This is a genomic window from Parvimonas oralis (genome assembly GCF_047608425.1).
Taxonomy (GTDB): domain Bacteria; phylum Bacillota; class Clostridia; order Tissierellales; family Peptoniphilaceae; genus Parvimonas.
The window spans coordinates 130,432-154,789 of record NZ_JBLKRS010000003.1 but is presented as its reverse complement, the minus strand read 5'-3'; the positions used below and the strand labels follow the sequence as shown (position 1 = coordinate 154,789).

Annotated in this window: 17 protein-coding genes and 1 rRNA gene; all 18 read right to left on the bottom strand. The window is 27.5% G+C overall.

Annotation, left to right across the window (positions count from 1 at the left end):
* Positions 1-51: 51 nt before the first annotated feature.
* The 18 genes from ACMX2D_RS05265 to ACMX2D_RS05180 all read right to left on the bottom strand — a co-directional run bounded on the left by ACMX2D_RS05265 (position 52) and on the right by ACMX2D_RS05180 (position 24,104).
* Positions 52-1,577 (bottom strand): 16S ribosomal RNA (locus ACMX2D_RS05265).
* A 321-nt stretch (positions 1,578-1,898) separates the two neighbouring features.
* Positions 1,899-2,363, bottom strand: a complete 465-nt coding sequence (locus ACMX2D_RS05260) for a pyridoxamine 5'-phosphate oxidase family protein (RefSeq protein ID WP_009449068.1) — start codon at positions 2,361-2,363, stop codon at positions 1,899-1,901.
* A 255-nt stretch (positions 2,364-2,618) separates the two neighbouring features.
* The gene (locus tag ACMX2D_RS05255; RefSeq protein ID WP_414971348.1) at positions 2,619-3,419 is read right to left on the bottom strand and encodes an NAD(+)/NADH kinase; all 801 of its coding nucleotides are present in this window, start codon (positions 3,417-3,419) and stop codon (positions 2,619-2,621) included.
* 89 nt (positions 3,420-3,508) lie between these two features.
* Positions 3,509-4,126: a V-type ATP synthase subunit D gene (locus ACMX2D_RS05250; RefSeq protein ID WP_009354515.1), complete on the bottom strand. Its 618-nt coding sequence runs from the start codon at positions 4,124-4,126 to the stop codon at positions 3,509-3,511.
* Position 4,127: 1 nt separating this feature from the next.
* Complete coding sequence (locus tag ACMX2D_RS05245; RefSeq protein WP_039868599.1) at positions 4,128-5,498, bottom strand: V-type ATP synthase subunit B; 1,371 nt, start codon at positions 5,496-5,498, stop codon at positions 4,128-4,130.
* Between the two features lie 9 nt (positions 5,499-5,507).
* Positions 5,508-7,283, bottom strand: a complete 1,776-nt coding sequence (locus tag ACMX2D_RS05240; RefSeq protein WP_414971347.1) for a V-type ATP synthase subunit A — start codon at positions 7,281-7,283, stop codon at positions 5,508-5,510.
* A gap of 27 nt (positions 7,284-7,310) precedes the next feature.
* On the bottom strand, positions 7,311-7,913 hold the full coding sequence (locus ACMX2D_RS05235; RefSeq protein ID WP_414973014.1) for a V-type ATP synthase subunit E: 603 nt from the start codon (positions 7,911-7,913) through the stop codon (positions 7,311-7,313).
* An 11-nt stretch (positions 7,914-7,924) separates the two neighbouring features.
* Positions 7,925-8,233 carry a V-type ATP synthase subunit F gene (locus ACMX2D_RS05230; protein ID WP_009448490.1) on the bottom strand — a complete coding sequence of 103 codons (309 nt, stop codon included), beginning with the start codon at positions 8,231-8,233 and terminating at the stop codon, positions 7,925-7,927.
* 9 nt (positions 8,234-8,242) lie between these two features.
* Positions 8,243-8,665 carry an ATP synthase subunit C gene (locus ACMX2D_RS05225; protein WP_414973012.1) on the bottom strand — a complete coding sequence of 141 codons (423 nt, stop codon included), beginning with the start codon at positions 8,663-8,665 and terminating at the stop codon, positions 8,243-8,245.
* Positions 8,666-8,675: 10 nt separating this feature from the next.
* A complete protein-coding gene (locus ACMX2D_RS05220; RefSeq protein WP_414973011.1) occupies positions 8,676-10,658 on the bottom strand; it encodes a V-type ATP synthase subunit I in 1,983 nt (660 codons plus the stop codon).
* Between the two features lie 20 nt (positions 10,659-10,678).
* Positions 10,679-11,719 carry a V-type ATPase subunit gene (locus ACMX2D_RS05215; RefSeq protein ID WP_414973009.1) on the bottom strand — a complete coding sequence of 347 codons (1,041 nt, stop codon included), beginning with the start codon at positions 11,717-11,719 and terminating at the stop codon, positions 10,679-10,681.
* Complete coding sequence (locus ACMX2D_RS05210; RefSeq protein WP_414971344.1) at positions 11,709-12,035, bottom strand: hypothetical protein; 327 nt, start codon at positions 12,033-12,035, stop codon at positions 11,709-11,711. Before ACMX2D_RS05210 ends, ACMX2D_RS05215 begins: the two co-directional genes overlap by 11 nt.
* Before the next feature lie 309 nt (positions 12,036-12,344).
* Positions 12,345-12,602, bottom strand: coding sequence for a zinc-ribbon domain-containing protein (locus ACMX2D_RS05205; protein WP_150262612.1), 258 nt, complete (start codon positions 12,600-12,602; stop codon positions 12,345-12,347).
* Between the two features lie 187 nt (positions 12,603-12,789).
* On the bottom strand, positions 12,790-13,269 hold the full coding sequence (locus ACMX2D_RS05200; RefSeq protein WP_414973008.1) for a hypothetical protein: 480 nt from the start codon (positions 13,267-13,269) through the stop codon (positions 12,790-12,792).
* 37 nt (positions 13,270-13,306) lie between these two features.
* Positions 13,307-14,926: an ATP-binding cassette domain-containing protein gene (locus tag ACMX2D_RS05195; protein ID WP_414973007.1), complete on the bottom strand. Its 1,620-nt coding sequence runs from the start codon at positions 14,924-14,926 to the stop codon at positions 13,307-13,309.
* A 64-nt stretch (positions 14,927-14,990) separates the two neighbouring features.
* Positions 14,991-16,679: an ATP-binding cassette domain-containing protein gene (locus ACMX2D_RS05190; protein ID WP_414973006.1), complete on the bottom strand. Its 1,689-nt coding sequence runs from the start codon at positions 16,677-16,679 to the stop codon at positions 14,991-14,993.
* 181 nt (positions 16,680-16,860) lie between these two features.
* Entirely contained in the window at positions 16,861-20,646 is a 3,786-nt protein-coding gene (addA, locus tag ACMX2D_RS05185; RefSeq protein WP_414973004.1) for a helicase-exonuclease AddAB subunit AddA, read from the bottom strand.
* Positions 20,646-24,104 carry a PD-(D/E)XK nuclease family protein gene (locus ACMX2D_RS05180; protein ID WP_414973002.1) on the bottom strand — a complete coding sequence of 1,153 codons (3,459 nt, stop codon included), beginning with the start codon at positions 24,102-24,104 and terminating at the stop codon, positions 20,646-20,648. Before ACMX2D_RS05180 ends, addA begins: the two co-directional genes overlap by 1 nt.
* Between the last annotated feature and the right edge of the window lie 254 nt (positions 24,105-24,358).

The following is a 24,358-nucleotide window of genomic DNA, read 5'->3' as shown; positions in this document are numbered from 1 at the left end:
AGTGATAAAACTAAGAATTTATTTTGAACTGTCGTTCTTAGTACTCCTTAGAAAGGAGGTGATCCAGCCGCACCTTCCGATACGGCTACCTTGTTACGACTTCACCCCAGTCATTAACCCTACCTTCGACGCCTTCCTCCTTGCGGTTAGATCGGCGGCTTCGGGTATTGCCAACTCCCATGGTGTGACGGGCGGTGTGTACAAGACCCGGGAACGCATTCACCGCAACATTCTGATTTGCGATTACTAGCAACTCCGACTTCATGTAGGCGAGTTGCAGCCTACAATCCGAACTGAGATTGGCTTTTAGAGTTTTGCTTGACATCACTATCTCGCTTCTCGTTGTACCAACCATTGTAGCACGTGTGTAGCCCAAGACATAAAGGGCATGATGATTTGACGTCATCCCCACCTTCCTCCGATTTGTCATCGGCAGTCTCTCCAGAGTCCCCATCATTACATGCTGGTAACTGAAGATAAGGGTTGCGCTCGTTGCGGGACTTAACCCAACATCTCACGACACGAGCTGACGACAACCATGCACCACCTGTATAGCTGTCCCGAGGGACTTATCAATTTCTCAATAACTCAACTATATGTCAAGCCTTGGTAAGGTTCTTCGCGTTGCTTCGAATTAAACCACATGCTCCGCTGCTTGTGCGGGTCCCCGTCAATTCCTTTGAGTTTCAGTGTTGCCACCGTACTCCCCAGGCGGAATGCTTAATGTGTTAACTTCGGCACCGAGATTTGACTCCCAACACCTAGCATTCATCGTTTACGGCGTGGACTACCAGGGTATCTAATCCTGTTTGCTCCCCACGCTTTCGTACCTGAGCGTCAGTAAAAGTCCAGAAAGTCGCCTTCGCCACCGGTATTCCTCCTAATATCTACGCATTTCACCGCTACACTAGGAATTCCACTTTCCTCTCCTTCACTCAAGCCTTCCAGTTTCAAGTGCTTAATGAGGTTAAGCCTCACGCTTTCACACCTGACTTAAAAGGCCGCCTACGTACCCTTTACGCCCAATAATTCCGGACAACGCTCGCCCCATACGTATTACCGCGGCTGCTGGCACGTATTTAGCCGGGGCTTCCTCCTATGATACCGTCATTATCTTCTCATAGGACAGAGCTTTACGATTCGAAAACCTTCTTCGCTCACGCGGCGTCGCTGCATCAGGGTTCCCCCCATTGTGCAATATTCCCCACTGCTGCCTCCCGTAGGAGTTTGGACCGTGTCTCAGTTCCAATGTGGCCGTTCATCCTCTCAGACCGGCTACTGATCGTCGCCTTGGTAGGCCTTTACCCTTCCAACTAGCTAATCAGACGCGAGCCCATCTTACACCGATAAATCTTTGACCCCTATACCATGCGGTACTGTGGTCTCATGCGGTATTAATCGTCGTTTCCAACGGCTATCCCCCTGTGTAAGGTAGGTTGCTCACGTGTTACTCACCCGTTCGCCACTTTCATTTTGCTTCCATTCCCGAAAGAATTTCTACAAAAATCACGTTCGACTTGCATGTGTTAAGCACGCCGCCAGCGTTCGTCCTGAGCCAGGATCAAACTCTCTATTAAAAGTTCGTCTGCTCTCGCTGACTTTTGTTACACCAAATTATTGTTTTTCTTTGTACTCTCAAAGTTTTTATCACTGTTTACTTTTCTTGGTTCATGTCACTATCTGCGACTTTATTAGTATATCATCATTATTTCTATTTGTCAATACCTTTTTTAAAAAATATTTTAAAAATTATAATATTTTAATAGTGTTAATTTGTTTTTTAATGATATATTAATCAGTTGTTCTTCAAGTGCCTTAATATTATATCAGTCTTGTTCTTTCTCGTCAATACCCTTTTGACATATTTTTTAATTATTATTTCTTTTTTTATTATATTTTTATTTTTTTCTACCTTTAGTAGAAATCTCATCTATGTTTATTTTTAGTATATAGATTTTTTCAATGTTTTTTTCTATATATTTCATTCCTGATTCTATGAAGTCTGGAGAATATTTATATAATATTGATTGTATTCCTATGTTTTTTTCTACGTCATCAATTATTGAAATTTTTCCAAATACAATTACAGACATATATTTTGTCGAAAACTGGTTTGGTAATCTCTCAACTTTATCTACCACCGTAAAAGAAATTTTAGAATTTTCTTCTATATTTTTTAATTTATGTCCACCTTGATTTGTACAATGAATATATATTACATCATTATAATATGCATAGCTCACTGGTATTCCATAAGGTTGATTACAATTATCAGACGTTGAAAGCACTCCATACTCTCCGTTTTTTAGTAATTCTTTTCCCTCTTCCACACTGAGTTCTCTATCTTTTCTTCTCATTTCCATAATTTTACCCCTTTACTATTTTTTTCTTCTTACATTTTTAAATAACAAAAAAGACAAGCATCACTGCTCATCTTTTTGTTTTATATCGGAACATTATATGAAAAAGCAACTAAATAAACTCATTGTTTTATTTTAATATAATACAATTTTTTATTTATGCTCTATATCTGATATTATTATATCATATTTGTAGATTATTTCAATATTTTACTTATATTAATTTTCTATAGATATTTGTTGTATTATAAGATTTTCTTATAAAAACTTGTCTTTCATATTTATCCAATACCAGTTTTCATTAAATACCAATTTATATAACTTAAATTTAGACTTTCTAAATTCAAAATAAGCTACATCTGTATATCCCTTTTCAATTCCATCTGCTACAAAACTAATTTTTTTATGTTGATTTTCTAAAGGAACTATTTTCAGAGTAGAAGTATCAGGAATTACCAATGAATTTGTAATTGTTCTGTATACTTTAGAAAATACAGGGGCCAATGGTGTTAATTGAAATCCCCTTAAAGACGGATACATTATACTTCCTCCTGCAGACATATTATATGCAGTACTTCCTGATGGTGTAGAAATTATTAAACCATCTCCCGCAAAAGTTTCAAGATGATTTCCGTCAATATAAACATCCAAATGTATAATCTCTGAACTATTAGATTTAATAACAAAATCATTTAAACATTTATTAGAAAACACAATATCATTTGTTTTTAAATCACATTCCAATAATCTAATTTTATCAACAGTATATTTTTCTTCTATATAATCATCTATAAATTTTTCTATTTTATTAAAACTAATTTCTTGAAAGAACCCAAGAGTCCCGGTATTTATTCCAACAAACGGAACTTTTGGAAAGTCTGAATTATGTACCCCTCTGATAAATGCTCCATCTCCTCCTATACAGACTGTTAATTCGGCATTTTCATTAAAAGTTTCTGAAACTTCAAAACCTCTTTTTTCAAATAATTCCTTCGTCTTTATAAATGCCTCTAATGACTTTATGTTATCATTAAAAAATATATTTATTAATCTTTTCATAATTTCACCTTTTATTTTAATCTATAAAAATATTTTAACACATTAAACATATATAAGCAAGAAAAAAAGGAGCTTTTGCTCCTTTAATACTACACATTTTTCTTTTTTTTAATCTTTTTTAATCTATAAAAATCTTCTCTTTCTTTTTCCTCAAGAACTTCTGAAATATACTTTTCCGTTTCTTCAAGATTAGGAATTTGTATTTTATCCAAAGCATTTGCTCTTTTTTGATTCTTTTTTATTTCTATAGATAGTTTATAAACTGTATTTTCAGTTTCTGCAAGTCTATATACTAGTCTTTTTATTTTTTGAAACATTTTTATAGCTTCATCAATTGCAGGACTTGTCATATACATTCCATAATGTGGTCTTAAAGTTCCATGCTCGTATTTTACACTTGGAACATCAAGTCCCATTATAGATTTATATGAAATTTCAAAATTTTCCGACTTATCTATTGATAAAGAGATGTCTTGCACATTCATAACTCCCATAGTTATATTTGCTTCTTCTAATGTTGAATATGCCTTTTCAAATAGTACTTTTACATCTTCTTGAATTTCTTTTGCCTTTTCAATTTGCTGCATCATTTCTTTTATTAGTACAGTTCTTTTTTTATCTATTAGATTATAGCCTACCTTAGATAATTTTAAATCCTGTTTTATTTTTAATAGATTTGATTTTGTAGGAGCAATATTTTGAATCATATTACCACCTTCCATATTTTTCTATATATTTACTTTCCAATCTGTCTAGTTCAATTTTAGGGAATAGTTTGAATAAATCCCAAGCAATATCAAGTGATTCTTCAATAGTTCTGGATTCATCAAAGTTTTGGTTTAAAAAGTTTTGTTCAAACTCCCTACCGAATTCCATATAAATTTTATCTATTTCTGTTAAATCATCTTCCCCAATTATTTGTGATAGCGAACGAACTTCTATAACCTTTGAATAAAGAGCAAATAACTGAGATTGTACTTGATCATGATCTTCTCTTGTATATCCATCTCCAATGCCATCTTTCATAAGTCTTGACAATGAAGGCAAAATATTTACAGGTGGATAAATATTCTTTTGGAATAATTCCCTTGATAAAACTATTTGTCCTTCGGTAATAAAACCTGTAAGGTCAGGAATTGGATGTGTTATATCATCATTAGGCATTGTTAATATAGGAATTAAAGTAATTGAGCCTTTCTTTCCCTTTACCATTCCAGCTCTTTCATATAAAGTAGAAAGATCTGAATACAAATATCCAGGATATCCCTTTCTACTAGGAACTTCTTCTCTTGCAGAAGAAATTTCTCTTAAAGCCTCTGCATAACTTGTAATATCAGTCATAACTACTAAGATATGCATTCCTTCTTCAAAGGCAAGATATTCTGCAGCAGTTAATGCAGTTCTAGGTGTTGAAATTCTTTCAACAATTGGTGCATCAGCAAGATTTATATATGAAACAACTCTGGATGATGCTCCTGATTCTTCAAATGCACTTTTAAAGAACTCATAATCATCATATTTAATTCCCATTCCTGCGAATACTATTGCAAATTTGTCATCAGAATTTTTTAATTTGGATTGTCTAACTATTTGAGCCGCTAATGCATTATGTGTCAAACCATTTGATGAAAATATCGGAAGTTTTTGTCCTCTAATTAAAGTAGTAAGAGTATCAATAGCTGAAATTCCAGTTTCCAAATAATCTCTTGGATATTCTCTTGCAACTGGATTCATAGGTCTTCCATTAACATTATATTTTTTCTCTGAAATAATATAATCTCCATTGTCAATCGGTTCTCCTACACCATTAAAAGTTCTTCCTAAAATATCTTTACTAAGACAAATTTCAAGTGGAGTTCCTGTAAAAGTAACAGCGGAATTTTGTGTTGAAATTCCAGTTGTTCCTTCAAAAACTTGAGCAATTACCTTATCTCCTTGAATTCTAACAACCTTGGCTCTTCTTCTTTCACTTCCATCTATTACTATATCCATCATTTCATCATAGCTGACATTATCTACACCTTTAAGTACAATCAAAGGTCCATCTATTTTTTCTAGTTTTAAATATTGTCTTTGCATAATTATCACCTACTCTCCCTGATTTTCGTCTATCAAAGCAGTATAATAGCTATTGATTTTTGCATTTAACTTTTCAAATGCTTCATCATAGTTTTCATTTGGAATATTATATTTCATCTTAATAACTTCTTCAAATAAATCATCATTTTTTATACGAGTAAGGGCAACTTGTTGTTTTACAGCTAAAGTACAATTCATATATAAATTATCTATTACTTTTAACATTTCAAATTGTTTTTTCAAAGGAACATAGCTATCTGTTTCATGCATTGCATTTTGTTGTAAAAATCCCTTTTTTAAAACTTTAGCTATTTCTATAACAATTCTTTGGTCATTTGGTAAAACATCCTCTCCAACCAATTGAACAATTTGATTCAATTTATTATCTTCTGAAAGAAGTTCCATCATCTTTGCTCTTAATTTTAAAAGTTCAGGAGATACATTTTCGTCATAATATTCTTTAATCAATGAAGTATAACCACTATAACTTGTAAGATAGTTTACAGCAGGATAGTGTCTTATATATGCTAAATTCTTATCCAAACCTATAAAGGCCGAAACAAATCTTTTAGTATTTTCTGTTACCGGTTCTGAAAAATCTCCACCAGGTGGAGAAACTGCACCAATTACTGTAATTGAACCCTCTTTTTTTGAAAGAGTTTCAACATAACCTGCTCTTTCATAAAATTGTGCAATTCTTGAAGGAAGATATGCAGGATATCCTTCTTCTGCAGGCATTTCTTCAAGTCTTCCAGAAATTTCTCTTAACGCTTCTGCCCATCTTGAAGTAGAGTCAGCCATTATTGCAACATGGTAACCCATATCTCTATAATACTCTGCAATAGTTATTCCGGTATAGATTGAAGCTTCACGGGCAGCAACCGGCATATTTGAAGTATTTGCTATTAAAATTGTTCTTTCCATAAGCGGTTTTGAAGTTCTTGGGTCAATTAACTTTGGAAATTCTTCAAGAACATCTGTCATTTCATTACCACGTTCTCCACAGCCGATATAAACTATAATATCAGCATCGGACCATTTTGCAAGTTGATGTTGAGTCATAGTTTTTCCTGTACCGAATCCACCCGGAAGTGCTGAAGTTCCTCCCTTTGCTATTGGAAAGAAAACATCAAGTACTCTTTGCCCTGTTACTAAAGGTCTTGAAATTGGCATTCTCACATCTATTGGACGTGGTATTCTTACAGGCCATTGATGATACATTTTTAAATTATGAATTTTTCCATCTTCATCTTTTATTGTTACTAAATCAGTTTCTAAATTATATTTTCCTGATGGTAAAGCTTCAATTACTTCACCACTAACAGTTGGTGGAACTAAAATTTTATGTTCTATAAAACTTGTTTCTTGAGTTGTTGCAAAAATTTCTCCTGCAGATAATTTATCCCCAACTTTAACAAGCATTTCAACATCCCATTGTTTTTCTTTATCAATGGAAACAAGTCCTATTCCCTCTGCAATAAATTCTCCTGTCATTGAATAAATTTGTTCAAGCGGTCTTTGAATCCCATCAAATATATTTCCTATAATTCCGGGACCTAATGTTACTGATAGTGGAACATTGGTACTTTCTATAGTTTCTCCAACTTTTAGTCCTTGTGTTTCTTCATAAACTTGTATAGTCGCTACATCTTCGTCAATAGATATGATTTCTCCAATTAACTTTTTATCTCCAACCAAAACCATATCTCTAACTTTGTAAATTCCCATACTGTCTGCTTTAACAACAGGACCATTTATATCAATTATTTTAGGTATATTACACATTACCTTTCTCCTCATTACAATTATTAATTAATTGTTTATTCCTAATTCTTTTTTCAACTTAGCTAAAATCTTTTGGTATTTTGTAGTCAATAGAAAATCAAGTGAATAATTTAATCTATAAGTTCTTTCCGCATTTTCTATTTCAAAACCACCAACTTTTATATCAAGACTTTTTTCAACCTTAATATCTCCTAAGACATTTTTTATTATTTCCTTATCTCTTCCAAAACTTTTTTCATAAACATAAACAACATCATTAGAATCTATTTCTGATTTTACATTTTTTAAAGTATTTTTTAAATATGATACACCTTTTTCAGTCATATAAGAATTATTCAATTCTTCTTTAAGAGCTTTAAAAAATTCATCATAAATTTCTTTATTCGTATTTAAAATGATATCTTGTCCTTCTTTTAAAGTTTTTGAACGAATTTTATCTGATTTATTTTCAAGTTTTGTTCTATAGTCTCTCTTTAATTTTTCTATTTCTTCATATTTTTTAGCTTTATATTCTGTAATTAATCTTTCAGTTTCAGAAGCAATTTTTTTCAATTCTTCGTCATACTTTTCATCAATTTCTTCATTTAGTATTCTTTTAAATGACTCTATCTTATCTTCAATTGTTATCATAAGATTTCTCCTTAAATATTAATTCCTATTGATTCATTTATATAGTTTGTAATGAAATTTGGATCTCTTTTCAAACCTGTTCTATCCGGTATCTCAACTATAAGTGGAAAAATATTTTTTAACTTAACTGCCATAACTTCTTCACTAATAAGGTTAAAAATATTTTCAGTTAAAATTAAAATTCCAATTTCCTTATTATTTAGACAATCATTAAATTCTTCCAAAGCCTCTTCCCTAGTCTTTAAAACAACTCCTGTTATACCGGCTAATCTCATTCCTACAAGTGTATCTGTATTATCAGATATAAGATAACTTATCATAGAATTCTCCTAAACTCTTTGTAAAATCATAATTGAAATTATAAGACCGTAAATAGCAATACCTTCTGCAAGTCCAAGAATAATAAGTGTTTTTCCTAAAATTGAAGAATCTTCTGAAACGGCACCGATTGCTGCTGAACCCGCTTGACCAACGCCAATTCCTGTACCAATTGCTGCAAGACCGGTTGATAAAGCTGCTGCTAAATATCCCATTCCACTAGCAGAACTTGCTGTTTTTTGTGTAGTTTCTGCTGCAAATGCAACATCCGGAATAAGTCCCATTAAAAATAAAGCTAAAATTGAACAAACATTAATCGCTATTGCCTTTTTTAATCCTGATTTTGTAGTTTTCTTTCCTTTTCTTAAATAAGATATACCTGTTAAAATAGTTGTTCCTATTCCTAAAGTTATTAATAATAAAGTAATTTTCATAATTTTCCTCCTAATTTTTTTCTTTTAAATCTACTTTTAACGGTTCATAATTTATTCCTTCACCATTAAAATATTTACTAAATAATTCATAATATTCCAATCTTATTGCTTGAATGAAAACTATAAGTCCTTCAAGACAAACAATAAATATATTTCCTAAAACAATCATAAATATATTTCCGATACTTGAACCCAGCATTTGTCCTAAAGCGTGAAATGCCATAAAAAGTCCAACGTGGTTAATTGCAAAAGCTCCAACTCTTATAAAAGAAAGAGTATTTGAAAAGAATCCCATAACGGTTTCAAACATTTCAAATCCGCTTTCAACAGGAGAAAATTCTTCCTTTTCTGCTGTCTTACTAATTATCGGAATAAGTTTCGGTTTCATAAACATCAATGTTGAAGTTACAACTAAAATTACAACACTTACTATTGTAATCATTGAAGATACATTTACACTTACATATTTTTTAAACAAAACTGTATTTAGAACAATTACTATAAATGAGATATAGAATAAAAATCCTGATAATCCATTTTTGTCAAAAAATAATTTTCCAAATTCTTTTCTCATCTTTAAATTTCTAAAGTTGATAAAATATGAAATTAAAATCATTAAAATACCAAGTCCGATAGTCGCAACAAGTATTGTATTGATATCTTCCATAGGTCTTATAACCAATGCAGGAATTAACTCTTCAATTCCAAAAACACTACCATATACAAATCCGAAAAACATTGATGAAAATCCAATTCTCTGGATAATTTTGGCAATTACACCAAGTTTTTTAGATAATAACATTCCTGCAATTACAAAGATTAGTCCCTGCCCTACATCACCAAACATCATTCCGAATAAAAGTAAATATGTTATAGCAAAAAACGGTGTTGGATCCGTTTCCTTATAATCCGGAATTGAATACATCTTTACCAATGCTTCAAAAGGTCTTAAAATAAAATTATTTTTTAACTTCGTTGGTATCTTGAAATTTGAAGGGATTTCATCATCATCCTCAAAATATATCAAGGCACTTTCTGAAACTTTTTTAATTGCATTCTTAATACTTTCAACTTTAGATTCCGGAACAAAAGCACTTAATAAAATAAAATTTTTACTTTCTGCAATATGTCCTTCAAGTTCTTCAATCTTTTCAATAATTTTATATCTGTAATAGAAACCTAAAATATCTTGAAAATATTTATCCTTAAATTCAGCTTTTTCCTTTAAAATTTCATCTTGTTCTCTTTCTAAACTCTCCAATTCAGCATTTTTATCTTTTATAAAATCCTTAAAAGAAATGTCTAAATTAGGAAGTTCAATTCTATCAAATGACAAAGAACGAATAAAATATTTTGTATCTTTTTCATAAATGGAAGGCGTAAATATTATAACAGTTTCACCATAACTACTAGTTCCTAAATGCACAACTATTCCCTTAATATTTTCATAATTTGCCTTTAATTTTATCCAAGAATTCTTTGAAATTTCTCCCATATCAAAATTAATATGTTTTAAATTATAAAATTCAGATAATTTCATATCACTATCAGAAAAATATTCAACAGCATTTAATAAAATTTTAATTTCAGCTCTCTTTTTCCTATTCTCATCTTCTCTAGTTTTAATTGAAGAAGATTTTGCAGATATATCTTCTAATATTTTAAGTTTTTCGCTATAATTTAAATTTTGTAAATCATTTAATGTAACATCATCTTCTTTAATATTAAAGAAATCAAACATCTGATCTAAAAGTTCTTTATACTTTCTCTTTTTAAAAACTTTTTCTCTATGATATGGTCTTATTTTATCAACTTCAACACCCATATCATTAAAAATTCCTATTTGAGAATTCATATACTTCATTGTGAAATTTTCTGAATTTCCAGCATTTGTAATATGAATAGAGCCATTCATAACAATTTCTCTAAGAATACTGTGTGCATCCTGTTTTAAAGCAACAAGATTCATCATTTTCATTTTTTCAACAGCCAATTTAGCACCCCCTAACTAAATTAATGAATATTAATTAAATATTCTTTTACTTCACTTTTACTTAGTTTATACTTATTCGCTTCTGCTATTCTAATTAAGTTTTCATTTTGAATATTCAACTGAATAATGAACTTAAGTAAAGTGGAAATTGAATTATCATAGTCTTTAAGTTTCTTTAAGTGGCTAAGATAAACATATTCTTTAATATTTCTATTCGAAACAATAGTATTTCCATTTGCATCTTCAATAGTATATCTTAATTTAGTTTTCTTTATCTTCTCAACAATAGCCTCAACACTATCACTATATATCAAATCTTTTAAAAAATCGCCTTTAATATATTTACCAAACCTCAAACTATAACTGTAAATTTCCTCATTCGGTAAATTATAATATTTTTTAGCTCTAATTATCCATTGAAGATTAATTGTATCTATTAGAGTAGAAAAATAATCATTAAAAATAACTTGACTCGATTTTGATAATTTATCAATTGCATTTTTCATTGTTAAAAAATACAAACTATCCAATTTCATTTCAACATGAAAATGTAGTCTAAAAATATCATCATCTGTTAGAGAAGCAATAGTTTTTTTATAAATCGTACCTTTCAATACTTCCAAAGCCTGATTAAAATTTTCACAATTTACAAGTTTAGAATAATCAATATGTTTATTTTTCTTATACATTATTGTATCTCTTTCCAAATCAATCTTTTCGTTTTCAACAATACTTCTAAGAATTATTTTTATATCTTTAAATTCATATTTCATAAGCATAGCTTCTATAATCTTTTTATCATCTCCGAAAAGGAAAAACTTTAATTTCTCGAGTAATTCAGCTTCAATCTTATTGAGCATAAACTCGGTGTCATATCTATTTCTCACAGATCTTTCTTCATACAAAGGAATTTCGTATTTATATAATATATTATTCTTTAAATAATCAACGATTTCATGCCTTTGTTCAAAAGATAAAATTTTATCATAATCGGACTCTTTTAAAATTCCCTTTCTTAAAACTCCAATTTTTGCATTAATTGAATGAAAATTATTCCCCATAAAACTCACCGCTTTCTAAAAGAGAATCAGCAAAATTTTTAATTAAGTTTTCTTTCTTTTCTTTAAAAATATCCTTTATTTCTTTAGACTTTTCGTGATATTTCACAAGTTTATCTTTATCTTCGTTCTCTATTGACGATAGATGTAATTTTAAATTTTCCTGTTCTTCTTCCAAAACTTTGTTATATTCATCATCTATAACTTTCATCTTTTCTTTTCTTTCTTGAAGTAATCTCTGTTTCTCAACTTCTAATCTTTGTTGATAATCCTCAGCACCCTTATCAATATCAAATATTTTTTGTATAAAACTTTCCATAAATGCCTCCTTTCTAAAAATTTCAAAGTAAATATAAAATTTTTTCCAAAACAAAAGCGCATTCGTAAAAATGCACTTTCAAATTTGCGATAAAAAATTAGAAAATTGTTTACGGAATGACAAGCTCAATTATTGTAAATAATTTTGAAATTTTATTCTCTAATATAATATTTAAATTTAATTTACAATAAGTTCATATAAAACAAACTTAATCTCGCCATAACCAACAATTTTAAATATAAAAATTTTAATTGTTCAATCAGTTATTATTTACCCTATATATTTAAAATATATTTTTTAGCATAAAAGCTATTTATCATATAATTTTACTAATGGCATTATTTTATCAGAATTTTTATCATCTATGTTAATTCCCCATCCACAAACTGGACAGGCTAAAAACTTCTTTGATGAAAATGGAAAAATTGGAATAAAAAATAGTGTAAACCATTTTCTATCATTATAAAGCGTCCATATTGAAGTATTATTACAATGATCACAATGACATTCTTCTTTTGTTTCTCCTATTTTTTTACTTCTTACTTTTGAACCATAAAAAATTATCATTTTTCCTCCTAAATACCAAATTTTATATCCAGTATTTTTATCATGCCTCAAACTAAAAGTTCATTGCTAAAATTATAATATACTTTTCAAGAATTATTTTCATTCTCCTTGAAAACATATATATTATACACCTATGTTTTTATAAAATCAAGCACTCAAATAAAATTTTTTACAATTTAAAAAAACACTAGTTTCTTTGTTTTAACTTCTTATAATTACTGTCTTCTTTGTAATTTTTGCAAAATTTTTCATATAATTTAATCAAACTTTTTTCAGAAATATCTTTTGTCTTATAGTTAAGTAAATAATATTTATTTTTAAGATTAAAATCTATCCTTGAAGTTTTTGAATAAACAAAAAGAAATATTTCATTTCCATTAAATTCTGTTTCTACAGAAGGTGAAGATTTTTCTGTGTCTTCAACTGTGTTATTAAATCTAAATTTACAATCAGAAATTAAATTAAAAAACTCTTTTTTATCCTCATCAGACTCTATATTTGCAGTATATCCACTTCCGTCAAAATATACTTTAATCACTTTATTATTTACAATCTCATTTTTTAAAAAATGTAATTCATATCTATACCTTAAAAATATTGATAAAAATACTATACATATTAGAGCCAAAATTATTGATATGGTTTTAAAACCCTTCTTATTGTTCACAAACAAAATTCCTCCTTTTGAATATATAAGGTGTTGATTATAAATAATTTTGCTTTTGTGCATCCCACATTTTCTTATAATAATCACAATTTTTTAATAAATTGTTATGAGTATCATAAGCTAAAATTTCTCCGTCATCTAATATTAAAATCTTATCTGAAAATTTTATACTACCTAATCTATGGGTTATAATTACACCTGTTTTGTCAGATAAAATTTTTTTTAAAATATCGTAAATGTCTTTTTCAAAAATAGGGTCTATTTCTGCTGTTGGTTCGTCTAAAACTAAAAAATTACTATCTTTATAAATTCCTCTACAAATAGCAAGTTTTTGCCACTGTCCTCCTGATAGTTCCAGTCCTCCCATTTCTTTTCCTAATAGTTTTTCATAATATTCACTTTTAAATCCCATTGATTTCATAATAGCAAAAGAATCCGCACTAGATTCACTGCCTAGCTCAATATTATTTCTAACATCTAAAGGATATTTGCAAAAATCTTGAAAGACAACTGAATTTTTTGCAATTAATTTGTTAGATTCGGACTCACTTGGCTTATATAATCCAAGTAAAATCTTTGCCAGAGTACTTTTCCCAGAACCATTTTTGCCAACTATAGCAATAATCTCTCCTCTATTTATCTTCAAATTTATATTTTTTAAACAATAATTTTTAGCATTTGGATATTTGAACTTCAAATTAGATAATTCTACAGAATTATCATTATGCAAGATTTCTTTTTCAAATTCTAAGCTCATAAATTCAAAGTATGGTACAGATAATTTTGAGAACATCATAATATATCCTTGTAGCGAAAAAATTTCTTCAATAAATTTTGAAATTATATTTACACCCACTATAACGATAATCAAATTACCGATATCATTGGTATTTATATAATCGAATGTAGCCAGTAGATATATTGATATTTTTCCTAAATATATTAATAATTTCGAAATTAATTCTATGATATATATCTTCTTATTCAAAATAGAAAACTTCTTATTGTGTTCATTAAATGCCTTATCTAACTTTCTTAAAACAAAATCTAAGGTATTATATATTTTAAATTCTGGATAAGTTGAATCTTCTAAAACACAATTCTCAATCTCTTTTTCTCTTCTTTCATATAAGTTCAAGTCTAAACGATATTTACTAATGTATCTTACTTTAAAATAATTTTCTAAAATTAACGGAAATAATATTAGTATCAAAAAAAATAGATACTTTATATTAATAAAAATAATGAAATTTGAAATTAATACAATATTCAAAATTAAACCAAAGTATGAAATAACAGTCTCTACAAGTCTAAATATATTTGTACTACAAACTGTTGCTTCATGAATTTTTTCATTTATATTATTTTTCTCATAGTCTATAATTTCAATTTCAGAGCACTTTTTTTGAATTTTTGTTTTTAAAATTTTTTCAAAATTTGGAATTAAGATATATTGTATATAGTATCTATCAAAGTAAATTTTCTTTATAGCTATTATAAATAAAAATGTAACATATGGAAGAAATGAAAACACAATATTCTTAAAAAAATTATTAAAATTCTCATTTTTAAAAATAACTATCCCTTTAAAAAATTCTCTAGTATAAATCATACCAAACATATAAGTCAAAGCTGTTATTATTACAACCGATATCATAATAAATAACTCTTTTCTATATGTACTATAAAATAGATTAATACACCTAGATATCATCTTTATATTAGTCAAAAATTGATTTTTGAATTTCATACATTTCAAAATACTTTCCTCCATAAGAAATTAATTCATTATGTGTTCCCGATTCAATCAAGTTTCCGTCTTCAATCAATAAAATTATATCAGTATATTTAACAATTCCAAGTCTATGAGAAATAAATATATTTAAGCTACCAGAAATTTTATCTTGTATATTTTTATAATATTCTAATTCTAAAAATGGATCTAAATTAGAAGTTGCTTCATCAAAAATAAAAACTTTTGATTTTCTCAAAAAAACTCTATTAAAAAATATATTTTTCCACTGACCACCTGAAAGATTAACATTATTCTTGTAATTAATACTGGTGTATGAATCTATTCCATCATTAAAATTTTCAACAAATTCAACAATGCTCTTATCAATGTCTAAATCTCCTTTTTGAGATTCTTCTAAAGTTATATTTTCAAAAATAGTAAATGGATACTTTTTAGGATGTTGAAAAAGCACAGAAAATATCTTTGACTTTTGTTCTAATGATATATCATTTATATCAACACCACCTATTCTTATATTTCCCTTTTCGACTCTATACAATCCTAATAGCAACTTAATTAAAGTACTTTTTCCTGAACCATTTCTACCTAAAATTGAATAATTCTTTCTAAACTCAAAGGTAAATGAAAAATTCTTAATTATATATTCATCTGAATTAGGATATCTAAAGAAAACTCTATCAAATTCTATATTATAATTACTTAATTTTACATCTTTTTTTACTAATTTTTTCTTTATAATAAATTCGTGATATAAATTAATACCATTTGTAAAATTAAAATAATCTGATATTTTATTTAATTCAGTACCAATTATTTCAGTTATTACAATTAATCCACTATTTAACAAGTAAAAATAGGAAATATTAATGCTTCCCAAATTATATAAATATAAACTTGCAATCAGCATAAATAATACAAGAAAATAATTTGAAACTTCATATAAAAAATCAAATTTCAGACGATTTCTAGCATCCTTTAAATTTTCATCAATGGCATCGTCATACTTATGTAAAAATATCTTATTGTAAAAATTAAAAACATTAAATATTTTTCTTTCATTAGAATGTTTTTTATCTATCAATATATTATTTATTATATTGTGTTCCTTACAATTTTCCATATATTTAATCCAAATATCTTTAGACGCTTTTAGTTGATTATTCTTTAAATACAAAACAAAAGAAATTACGAATAAATAAATTATAAACATATATACATTAATATAAAAAATAATGAGCAACACAAAAAGAGCTAAAAACAAATTTATAATAGTTTTATAGCAATCTTTAGAAATTTTTATATAATTTTCAATATAATTATTTACTACAAATATTTTATTCTTAAAATCTACACTTTCAAATTCTTTAAGCTCAATATTTTCAAAAGATTTTAACATATTTAATTTCAGGACTTTTTTATGTTTTTCTCCATCCTTTTCCAAACTGTAATTTACAAAAATATTAAAAAATTCTCCGAAAATAAAAAACAATAAAACATATAATAAAACGATTATATCTTCTTTTCTCTTTATTGTTATAATTAATGGAAACATTGAAATTAAAATTAATCTATCTAGTGATACAATCAAAGAAGCAAATATAACAATTATTTTTTTATTGATACAATTCTTAAAAACTTGAATGAATGACTTCATTAATTCCCCCAACTCCCTATTATATTATTTCCATATAATTATATTTAAGTAAAATATTATAATTTTTTTCTCAATTATATAATACATTTTCCTGAAATTAATCTAATTTTACATATTTCTAATATGTAATTATATTTTATCTCATTAAAAAATCAAAGTCAAGTTATGACTTTGATTTTTGCTAAATTTCAACAAATTCATTTATTCCAAATAGATATAATCCCTTTTTAGTGACTTTTTTACCGGAAATATCTTCAATTGCAGATTTATATAAATCCAATTGTACTTTGTATCTTGCCTTTACTTCTTCAAGATTTTCTTTTGTTACATAATCCGTCTTATAATCCAATAAAATTATTTCTCCGTTTTCATTTTCAAAGAAAAGGTCAATTATTCCGACTACCATAATTTTTTCGTCTTCTTCGATATTTTCATCTTTAAATAAATTTTTTAATTTTATATTGTAGTCAATGGCTTTTTCTTTAAATAGTTTTTCGGATTTGTTTGCAATGTAAATTTCCTTAAAAATATCTGACTGAATAAATTTTACAATCCAATTAATATTTATCGTCTCTATTTCGTCCAAGCTCATAATATTTTTCTCAACAAATGAGTTTATTTGCAATTTTATTTCTTCTATTATTTTTGAAACATCTTCTGTATCAAATTTTGAAAAGTCTAGAAGTTGCATAGCCAAATGGAAAATAGTTCCTTTTTCTGCGGAATTAAATCCGACTTTTTCTTCTCCTTGATGAATAAATGACGGAGTTTTTAAAGTAAAATTTTCTTTATAATATTTTTGATGTTTTTCTTCATCTTCTTCCTGAATCATCTTTTTAATTTCAGAAACAGTAATGCTTGAAGGCTTATTCAAAACATTTTTATAAACATATTCTTTGTTAAATCTATCTTCCAAAAATCCTTTAACAGTTCGCATTTCTTTTTTAACTTCTATATCATCTTCTTCCGAAATTATTTCATTTGTTTTTATTTCTTCTTTAATTCTTTGATACTCTATAAATTCCTCTTTTTTAGTATTTACATTTAATTGAAATTTCAAGTCTTCATTTCCTAAAAAGTTTTCTTCTCTTCCCAGACAATTCAAACTCTTTCCATAAACACTAAGATTATCAATAGAGCTTAATATCCAATCAAGATAATTATTTATTTTTAGAATTTTATAATTACTTATATTTCCTCTCTCATCAATTCCGGAGCTTATTTCTTCTCTTAAATTCTCATAATCTTTTACTCTTCCAGTTATTATAAGTTTTTCCTTTGCTCTTGTCATTGCAACATAAAGAAGTCTCATTTCTTCAGCAATTTGTTCGTTCTTTTTGAATTTTTCAATTTTTTTCTTCATAATGCTGTTAAAAGAAGTTTTTTTATCCATATCATAAACAACTGCACCAAAACCAAGTTTTTGATGTAAAACTAAATTGCTGTCGTCAGCTCTGAAATTAAATTTCTTATTCGTATTTGCGAGAAATACAATAGGAAATTCCAAGCCCTTGCTCTTATGAATACTCATAATTTTAACTACATTTGCATCTTCAGAAATTAATTTCGCCTCAGAAATATCACTTTTTAAACTGATTTTTTGAATATAATTTACAAAATTAAACAATCCCTTATAAGAATTTTTTTCATAATTTTTCGCCTTTTCGAAAAGCAACATCAGATTTGTTTTTCTCTGCTCTCCCATATCCAAAAGTCCGACATAATTGTAGTATCCTGTATATTTATATAAAAACCATATTAATTCATCTGCTGAAACTAAAGATTTTTTTTGTATAAATAATTTTAAATCGGAAATAAATTTTGCAATTTTTTCCTTTAGACTTACTCTAATTTCAATATCTTCATCTTCTAGTATTTTTATTAAAAGCTCATAAAATTTTAGTTCCCTATCTACAAGTCTTATTTCGCTTAATTCTGTTGACGTAAAATTATAAATTGGAGAATACATTACTGAAATTAAAGGAATATCCTGCATAGGATTATCTATAATTTTAAGCAAATTAATTATTGTATCAACTTCAAAAGTATCAAAATATCCACCTGTACTCTCTGCATATATTGGAATATTATATTCTAAAAATACCTCTTCTAATATTTTTGTATTACTACTCGGAGAACGCATCAAAATAACAATATCTTTGTAATCAACTTTCCTATAATCATCCAAATTTTTATCATAAACTTTAAAAGGATTTTCTTTATTGTTCATCATATTGTAAATTGTATTTGCAATTTTTATACATTCAAGTTTAAAAGATTTAATCTCTTCAAAATCTTCCGAATATTCATCAGTTAAAATTATCTCATCTTCATCCTCATCATCAGATTTTTCATCAACTAAAAGAATTTCAACCGCACCCCCGACATTTTCATCACTTTCTTTAAAACTTGCCATAGGATTTAATCTTTCATCAACAGTATAATCAAGTTCTCCTGTTTCTTTTTTCATTATTTTTGAAAAAACTAGATTTGTTCCCTCAAGAATTTCCTTTCTACTTCTAAAATTCGCATAAAGCATTATCTTTCGATTAAAACTTTCAATATCTTCCTCTATTCTATTATAATTTTCATATTTTTCCATAAAAATACTTGGATCTGCCTGTCGAAATCTGTAAATACTCTGTTTAACATCTCCAACCATAAATCTGTTATTTTCTTTTGCAACTGCTGATAAAAGAATTTCTTGAACAAGGTTGCTGTCCTGATATTCGTCAATAAAAACCTCGGCATATTTTTCTTGATATTCCAAAGCTGTTTTAGACGGTCTAATATTTCCATCTTCATCAATATCTACAAGTATATCTAATGCCAAATGTTCAATATCGGCAAAATCTACATAACTAAATTTTTGCTTTCTCTTCCAAAACTTTTCCTTAAATTTAATTACAACATCAGAAACAGAACGAACATAAGGATAGATTAAATCACTTTCTTTTTTTATATTTTCTAAATCTAAATTTAAAGTTTTAAGAGACTCTGAAATTTCCGACTTTATACTATCCAATTCTTTTTTAACTTTATTGTATATCTCTTTTATTTCTTCATCACATTTTGAAATTCTAAAACTTCCAAAGTTTGAATTTAAGAATTTATAAGATGATTTTTTAAGCTCATCAAATTTTGTATTATCCTTCAAAAAGTTTTTTAAACTTTCCTTTACAACAAATAAAGCATCCAACAAAATATTATAAATATCTATATATTTTTCAAGTTCAGGATAATTTTCTATTTTTTTCAAATTATTTTTAATACTAAGTTCAAAAAATTCTAAATCCATATCTACATCTTTTGCAATATCCAAGATGTAATTTTCTAAATAAAAATCATCATTCTTTGTACTCGTATTAAAAAATTCTGCCTTTTCATTTAGCCAAATTTTTGGAAAAGGATGAGAATTCACAAAATTATTTACATTCAGTAAAAGTTGTAAAAGTCCTTCATCCGTGTTTTTCTTGGCATACCAGTTAACTAGTCTCAAAAAGCTCTCATCATTATTTTCATAAAGCTCTTCAAATAATTCTTCCATAACTTCTTTGGCTAAAACTTCATTTTCGCTAGGATCTATAACTTTTATATTGCTATCTAAATTTACCAAATGAGCATAAGAAATCAAAACATCTTTACAAAAAGAGTCAATAGTTGTGATGTCAGCACCGCTAAGGAGCAGTAATTGTTTTTGAAGATGTTCATTTTCCGAATTTTCTTCAAGTTTTTTTTCAATAGCCTTACTTACTCTTTCTCTCATTTCAGATGCAGCCAATTTTGTAAATGTTACAACAAGTAATTTGTTGATGTCAATCGGATTTTTTTCATCTAAAACGAGCTCTATAATTCTTTCGATAAGTACAGCTGTTTTTCCAGAACCTGCTGCCGCAGACACAAGTAAATTTGTATTTCTACTTTCAATTACCTGTCTTTGCTCTTTAGTCCACTTTACTTCACTCACTATTTCTCACCTCTTTTCTCTTTATTTTCAGAATTCATCAACTCAAAAACTTCATTTGGTTTATCTTTAGTCAATAAGTTCTTAATATTATTATATTTATTATGCTTAATATCAAATCTGCAAATGGATTTATATTTACAATAATCACAAGGCTTTTTATTTTTATATCTGAAAGGTTTTATATCAATATTCCCTGCATAAATTTCTTCACAGATATCCTTAGTCTTATTTAAAACAAATTCATTTACAATTTCAAATTCATCAGTAGTTAAGCCCAATGTACTTGCTCCGATTTCTTGACCTTTTGACTTTAATTTAATAGGCAGTATTTCAGAAATCAAATTATCCGCATCCAATGTCCTATCCAAATTCTTCAAAAGTTCCATATCCTTTATAACAAATCCTGTAAGTTTATTTTTCTTAAGTTTTTCACTATGATAACTTTCGTCGTTCATATCAAGCATTTTGGAATAAGTTTCAAATCCGACAAAATTTGTTGTAAAATCACTATAAAATAGTCCTGCGGGTTTATATCTTTCTTTATTGGAAGATAAAATGGCATTCATATAGACAAAAAGTTGTAGCTGAAGCCCTGCATAAACTTGATTTAAGTCAATATCTCTTTTCGAAGATTTATAATCAATAATTCTTAAAAAGTCAAAATTTTCTCCTTTAAAAACATCAATTCTGTCAATCTTACCGACTAATTTAATCTCTTTACCATTCTTTAAAGTATAAGTAATAGGTTTTATTGACTCATCTCCGAAAGCTGTTTCAAAACCTGTTGGAATAAAGTTTCCACGTCTTACTTGTTCAGCCATAATTTCTATGCTTTCAACAATATTTTTGTGTGTAATAGTTGAAAAATATTTATATTTTGGAGAGCTTTCAAGAATAAAATTAGACTTTTCAGCCATTTTTGCTGTTAATTTTTCTACTTCCCTTTGGATAAATTCTCTATCAATTATATTCCAATCAATATTATTTTCAAAAACTCCCTTAAAAAAGTCGTCAAAAATCTTATGGCAATAAGTTCCATAATCTGCAGGAGAAAAGTCATACACTTCTCTTTCCTTTGCCCTAAGTCCATAGTTTATAAAATATGAAAAAGGACAACGCATAAAGTTTTCAAGTTTTGAAATACTTACATTTCCACTTTCATAAAGAAATGAAGTATAATCTTTTATATTTTCAGTTTCTTTTTTGTAATTTAATTTATCCTTTAAAATTTCAATCTTATATTTATAATCTTCATCCTCAATCAAGAAATCAATTATTTCTCTAAAATTGAATTTATCATTTTCGCTCAATTTATTTGAATTTAAAGCCTCAATATTGGAAACTAAGATTTGGTATAATCTCTCTTTAGAAAAAGTATCAAAAATATCCATAATAGAAAAATCTTTTAAATAATCTATGCTTTCAACTTCCAAATTTTCAAAAATGAATTTAATTTTTTTCACAAATCTTGAAACTAAAAGGCTCTTTCCCTCCAAATCGGAAATAGGAAAAGTTATATATAATTTTTCTTTTGCAATGCTGAAAGTCTTATAACTTAAAAATTGTTCATCAGTAGTTTTTAGTAAATTGTTATTTGAAAAATTAAAGCCTAAAGTTTTTAAACTTTCTTTTTCATTTTCGCTAATTAAGTCATTATCCACTATATTTTTTGGGAAGTTCCCGTCATTAACTCCCAATACAAAAGCTATTTTTGTAGAAGGCTTTTTCATTCTATCAACAGTTGTAATAAAGACTTCATCCTTTGAAGGTGGAACAATTCCAAGCTCAATATTTTCAAGTTCAGTCTTAATTAAATTTATAAATTTTGAGTAGGCAATCTTATCCTCTCCCATAAATTCAACCATTTCATCCAAAACCGCTGTAAAACTTCCCCAAACTTGAGAATACTCTTTCGCCTTATATAAATTTCCTTCATTTTGGAAATTCATTACAAGATTGTTTATTCTATCAAAAAGTCCAATTTCCAAAGTGAATTCATATAAATATTTACAAATATCCTTTACGGCATTTCTCCCTTTTAACTTTTCATGCAAGTTTTTAATAGGAGATATTACAATATTCTTTATCTCATTTATCTTTACAAGTTTTTCATCATCACTTTCTTCCTCAACACTATGGACGATGGACTTGTTCCAAGATTCGTCAAACCAACGATTACCTTTTATTCCATTTGCAATTACATAATTTTCCAAAAGAAAAATATCTTCATCAGAAACTCCGGTAAGTCCGCTCTTCAAATACCTAAAAACAGAATCATAGGAATAATTTTTATCCTTCATATCCAAAATGGATAAAATTAGAATAATAATCGGATTTTCCATAATTGAAATCTTTTCGTCCAAGAAATAATCAATCTTGTAATCATCAAAAACTCTTTCTATTATATAAGAATATTCGTCTAAACTTCTCATACATAGAGTTATATCATTGTATCTATAGCCTTTAGTTTTAACTAATTTTGAAATTTCTTCTGCAACAAAAGAAACTTCGTCATATATATTTTTAAACTTTAAAATTCTAATATTTTCAGAATCTTTAAAATATGTTTTTGGAGAAAAACTACCAATATTTTTTTCCAAAAATGATAAATCTTCCGAATTATAATAGCTTTCATTTGATAGTGAAATATTTTCAAATAATGGAATATTATACTTTTCGCAAATATTTTTAATATTCAAAATTGTTGAATTACTTCTTAAAAACATATTCATTTTTGAATGTAAGTTTTTAAAATCAGTTAAAAGAGAAAAATAAATATTCTTTGAAAAATAAATTAGTTTTTCAATTACCAAGTATTGAGCAGGTGTAAAGTCCATATATTCGTCAACAAAAATAGTTGCACCCTTGATACTTTCAAAATCATCAAGTTTTTGGGCAAAAATATTCAAAGTATCTTCTGTATCAAAATATTTCTTTTCAATCAAATTTTCATAAGATTTATAAATATTATATAAATCTTGCATTTTAAATTTTAAAGACTCGTTTTTGACATTCTCTGTAAGTGAAAAAACATCCGAAACTGAAAAATCATTTTGTTTAAACTCTATTATCATATCCATAATATTATTTACAAAACCCATTTTAAAATCATCGGACTTAAAAGTAATCAAATTCTTTGAAACCATATCCATAGCCTTAAAAGTTAAAAGACTTCTAGCACTTGTTGTAAGTCGTCTCTCTTTAAGTCCACCGACATTGGTAAAGACAATTTTACTTAAAGTTGAAAAACTTACAACTCTAATTCTAAAATTAGGATCAATATTTTTCTCATCTTCAAGCTTTTCACTTAATCTTTTTTCCATTTCATATGTAAATTTTTCCGGAACTAAAATATAAATAGGCTTTTTATCTTCTCTTTTAGCCTCTTCAAAACAAAGCTCTAAAATCTTATCAGTCCTATCCGCTCCAAATCTTCCTGTTATAAATCCAACTGCCACAATAATTACCTCTTTCAATCTGATATGATTATTTTATCATATTTTGATATAACAAAAAAGAGTTACCACTTAAGTAACTCTTTGTAAACTATTCTTTTTTATAAACTGAAAATATCTTTGATTTTGTTCCGTCAGCATTTTCAATTTGCATATTATATCTAGTATAAATTTCTCCATTTGTATCTTTAACTTTCTTATAAGAAACTACTACTATTTTTGCATCTTTTACATCTTTATTGGCATTATCTACATAT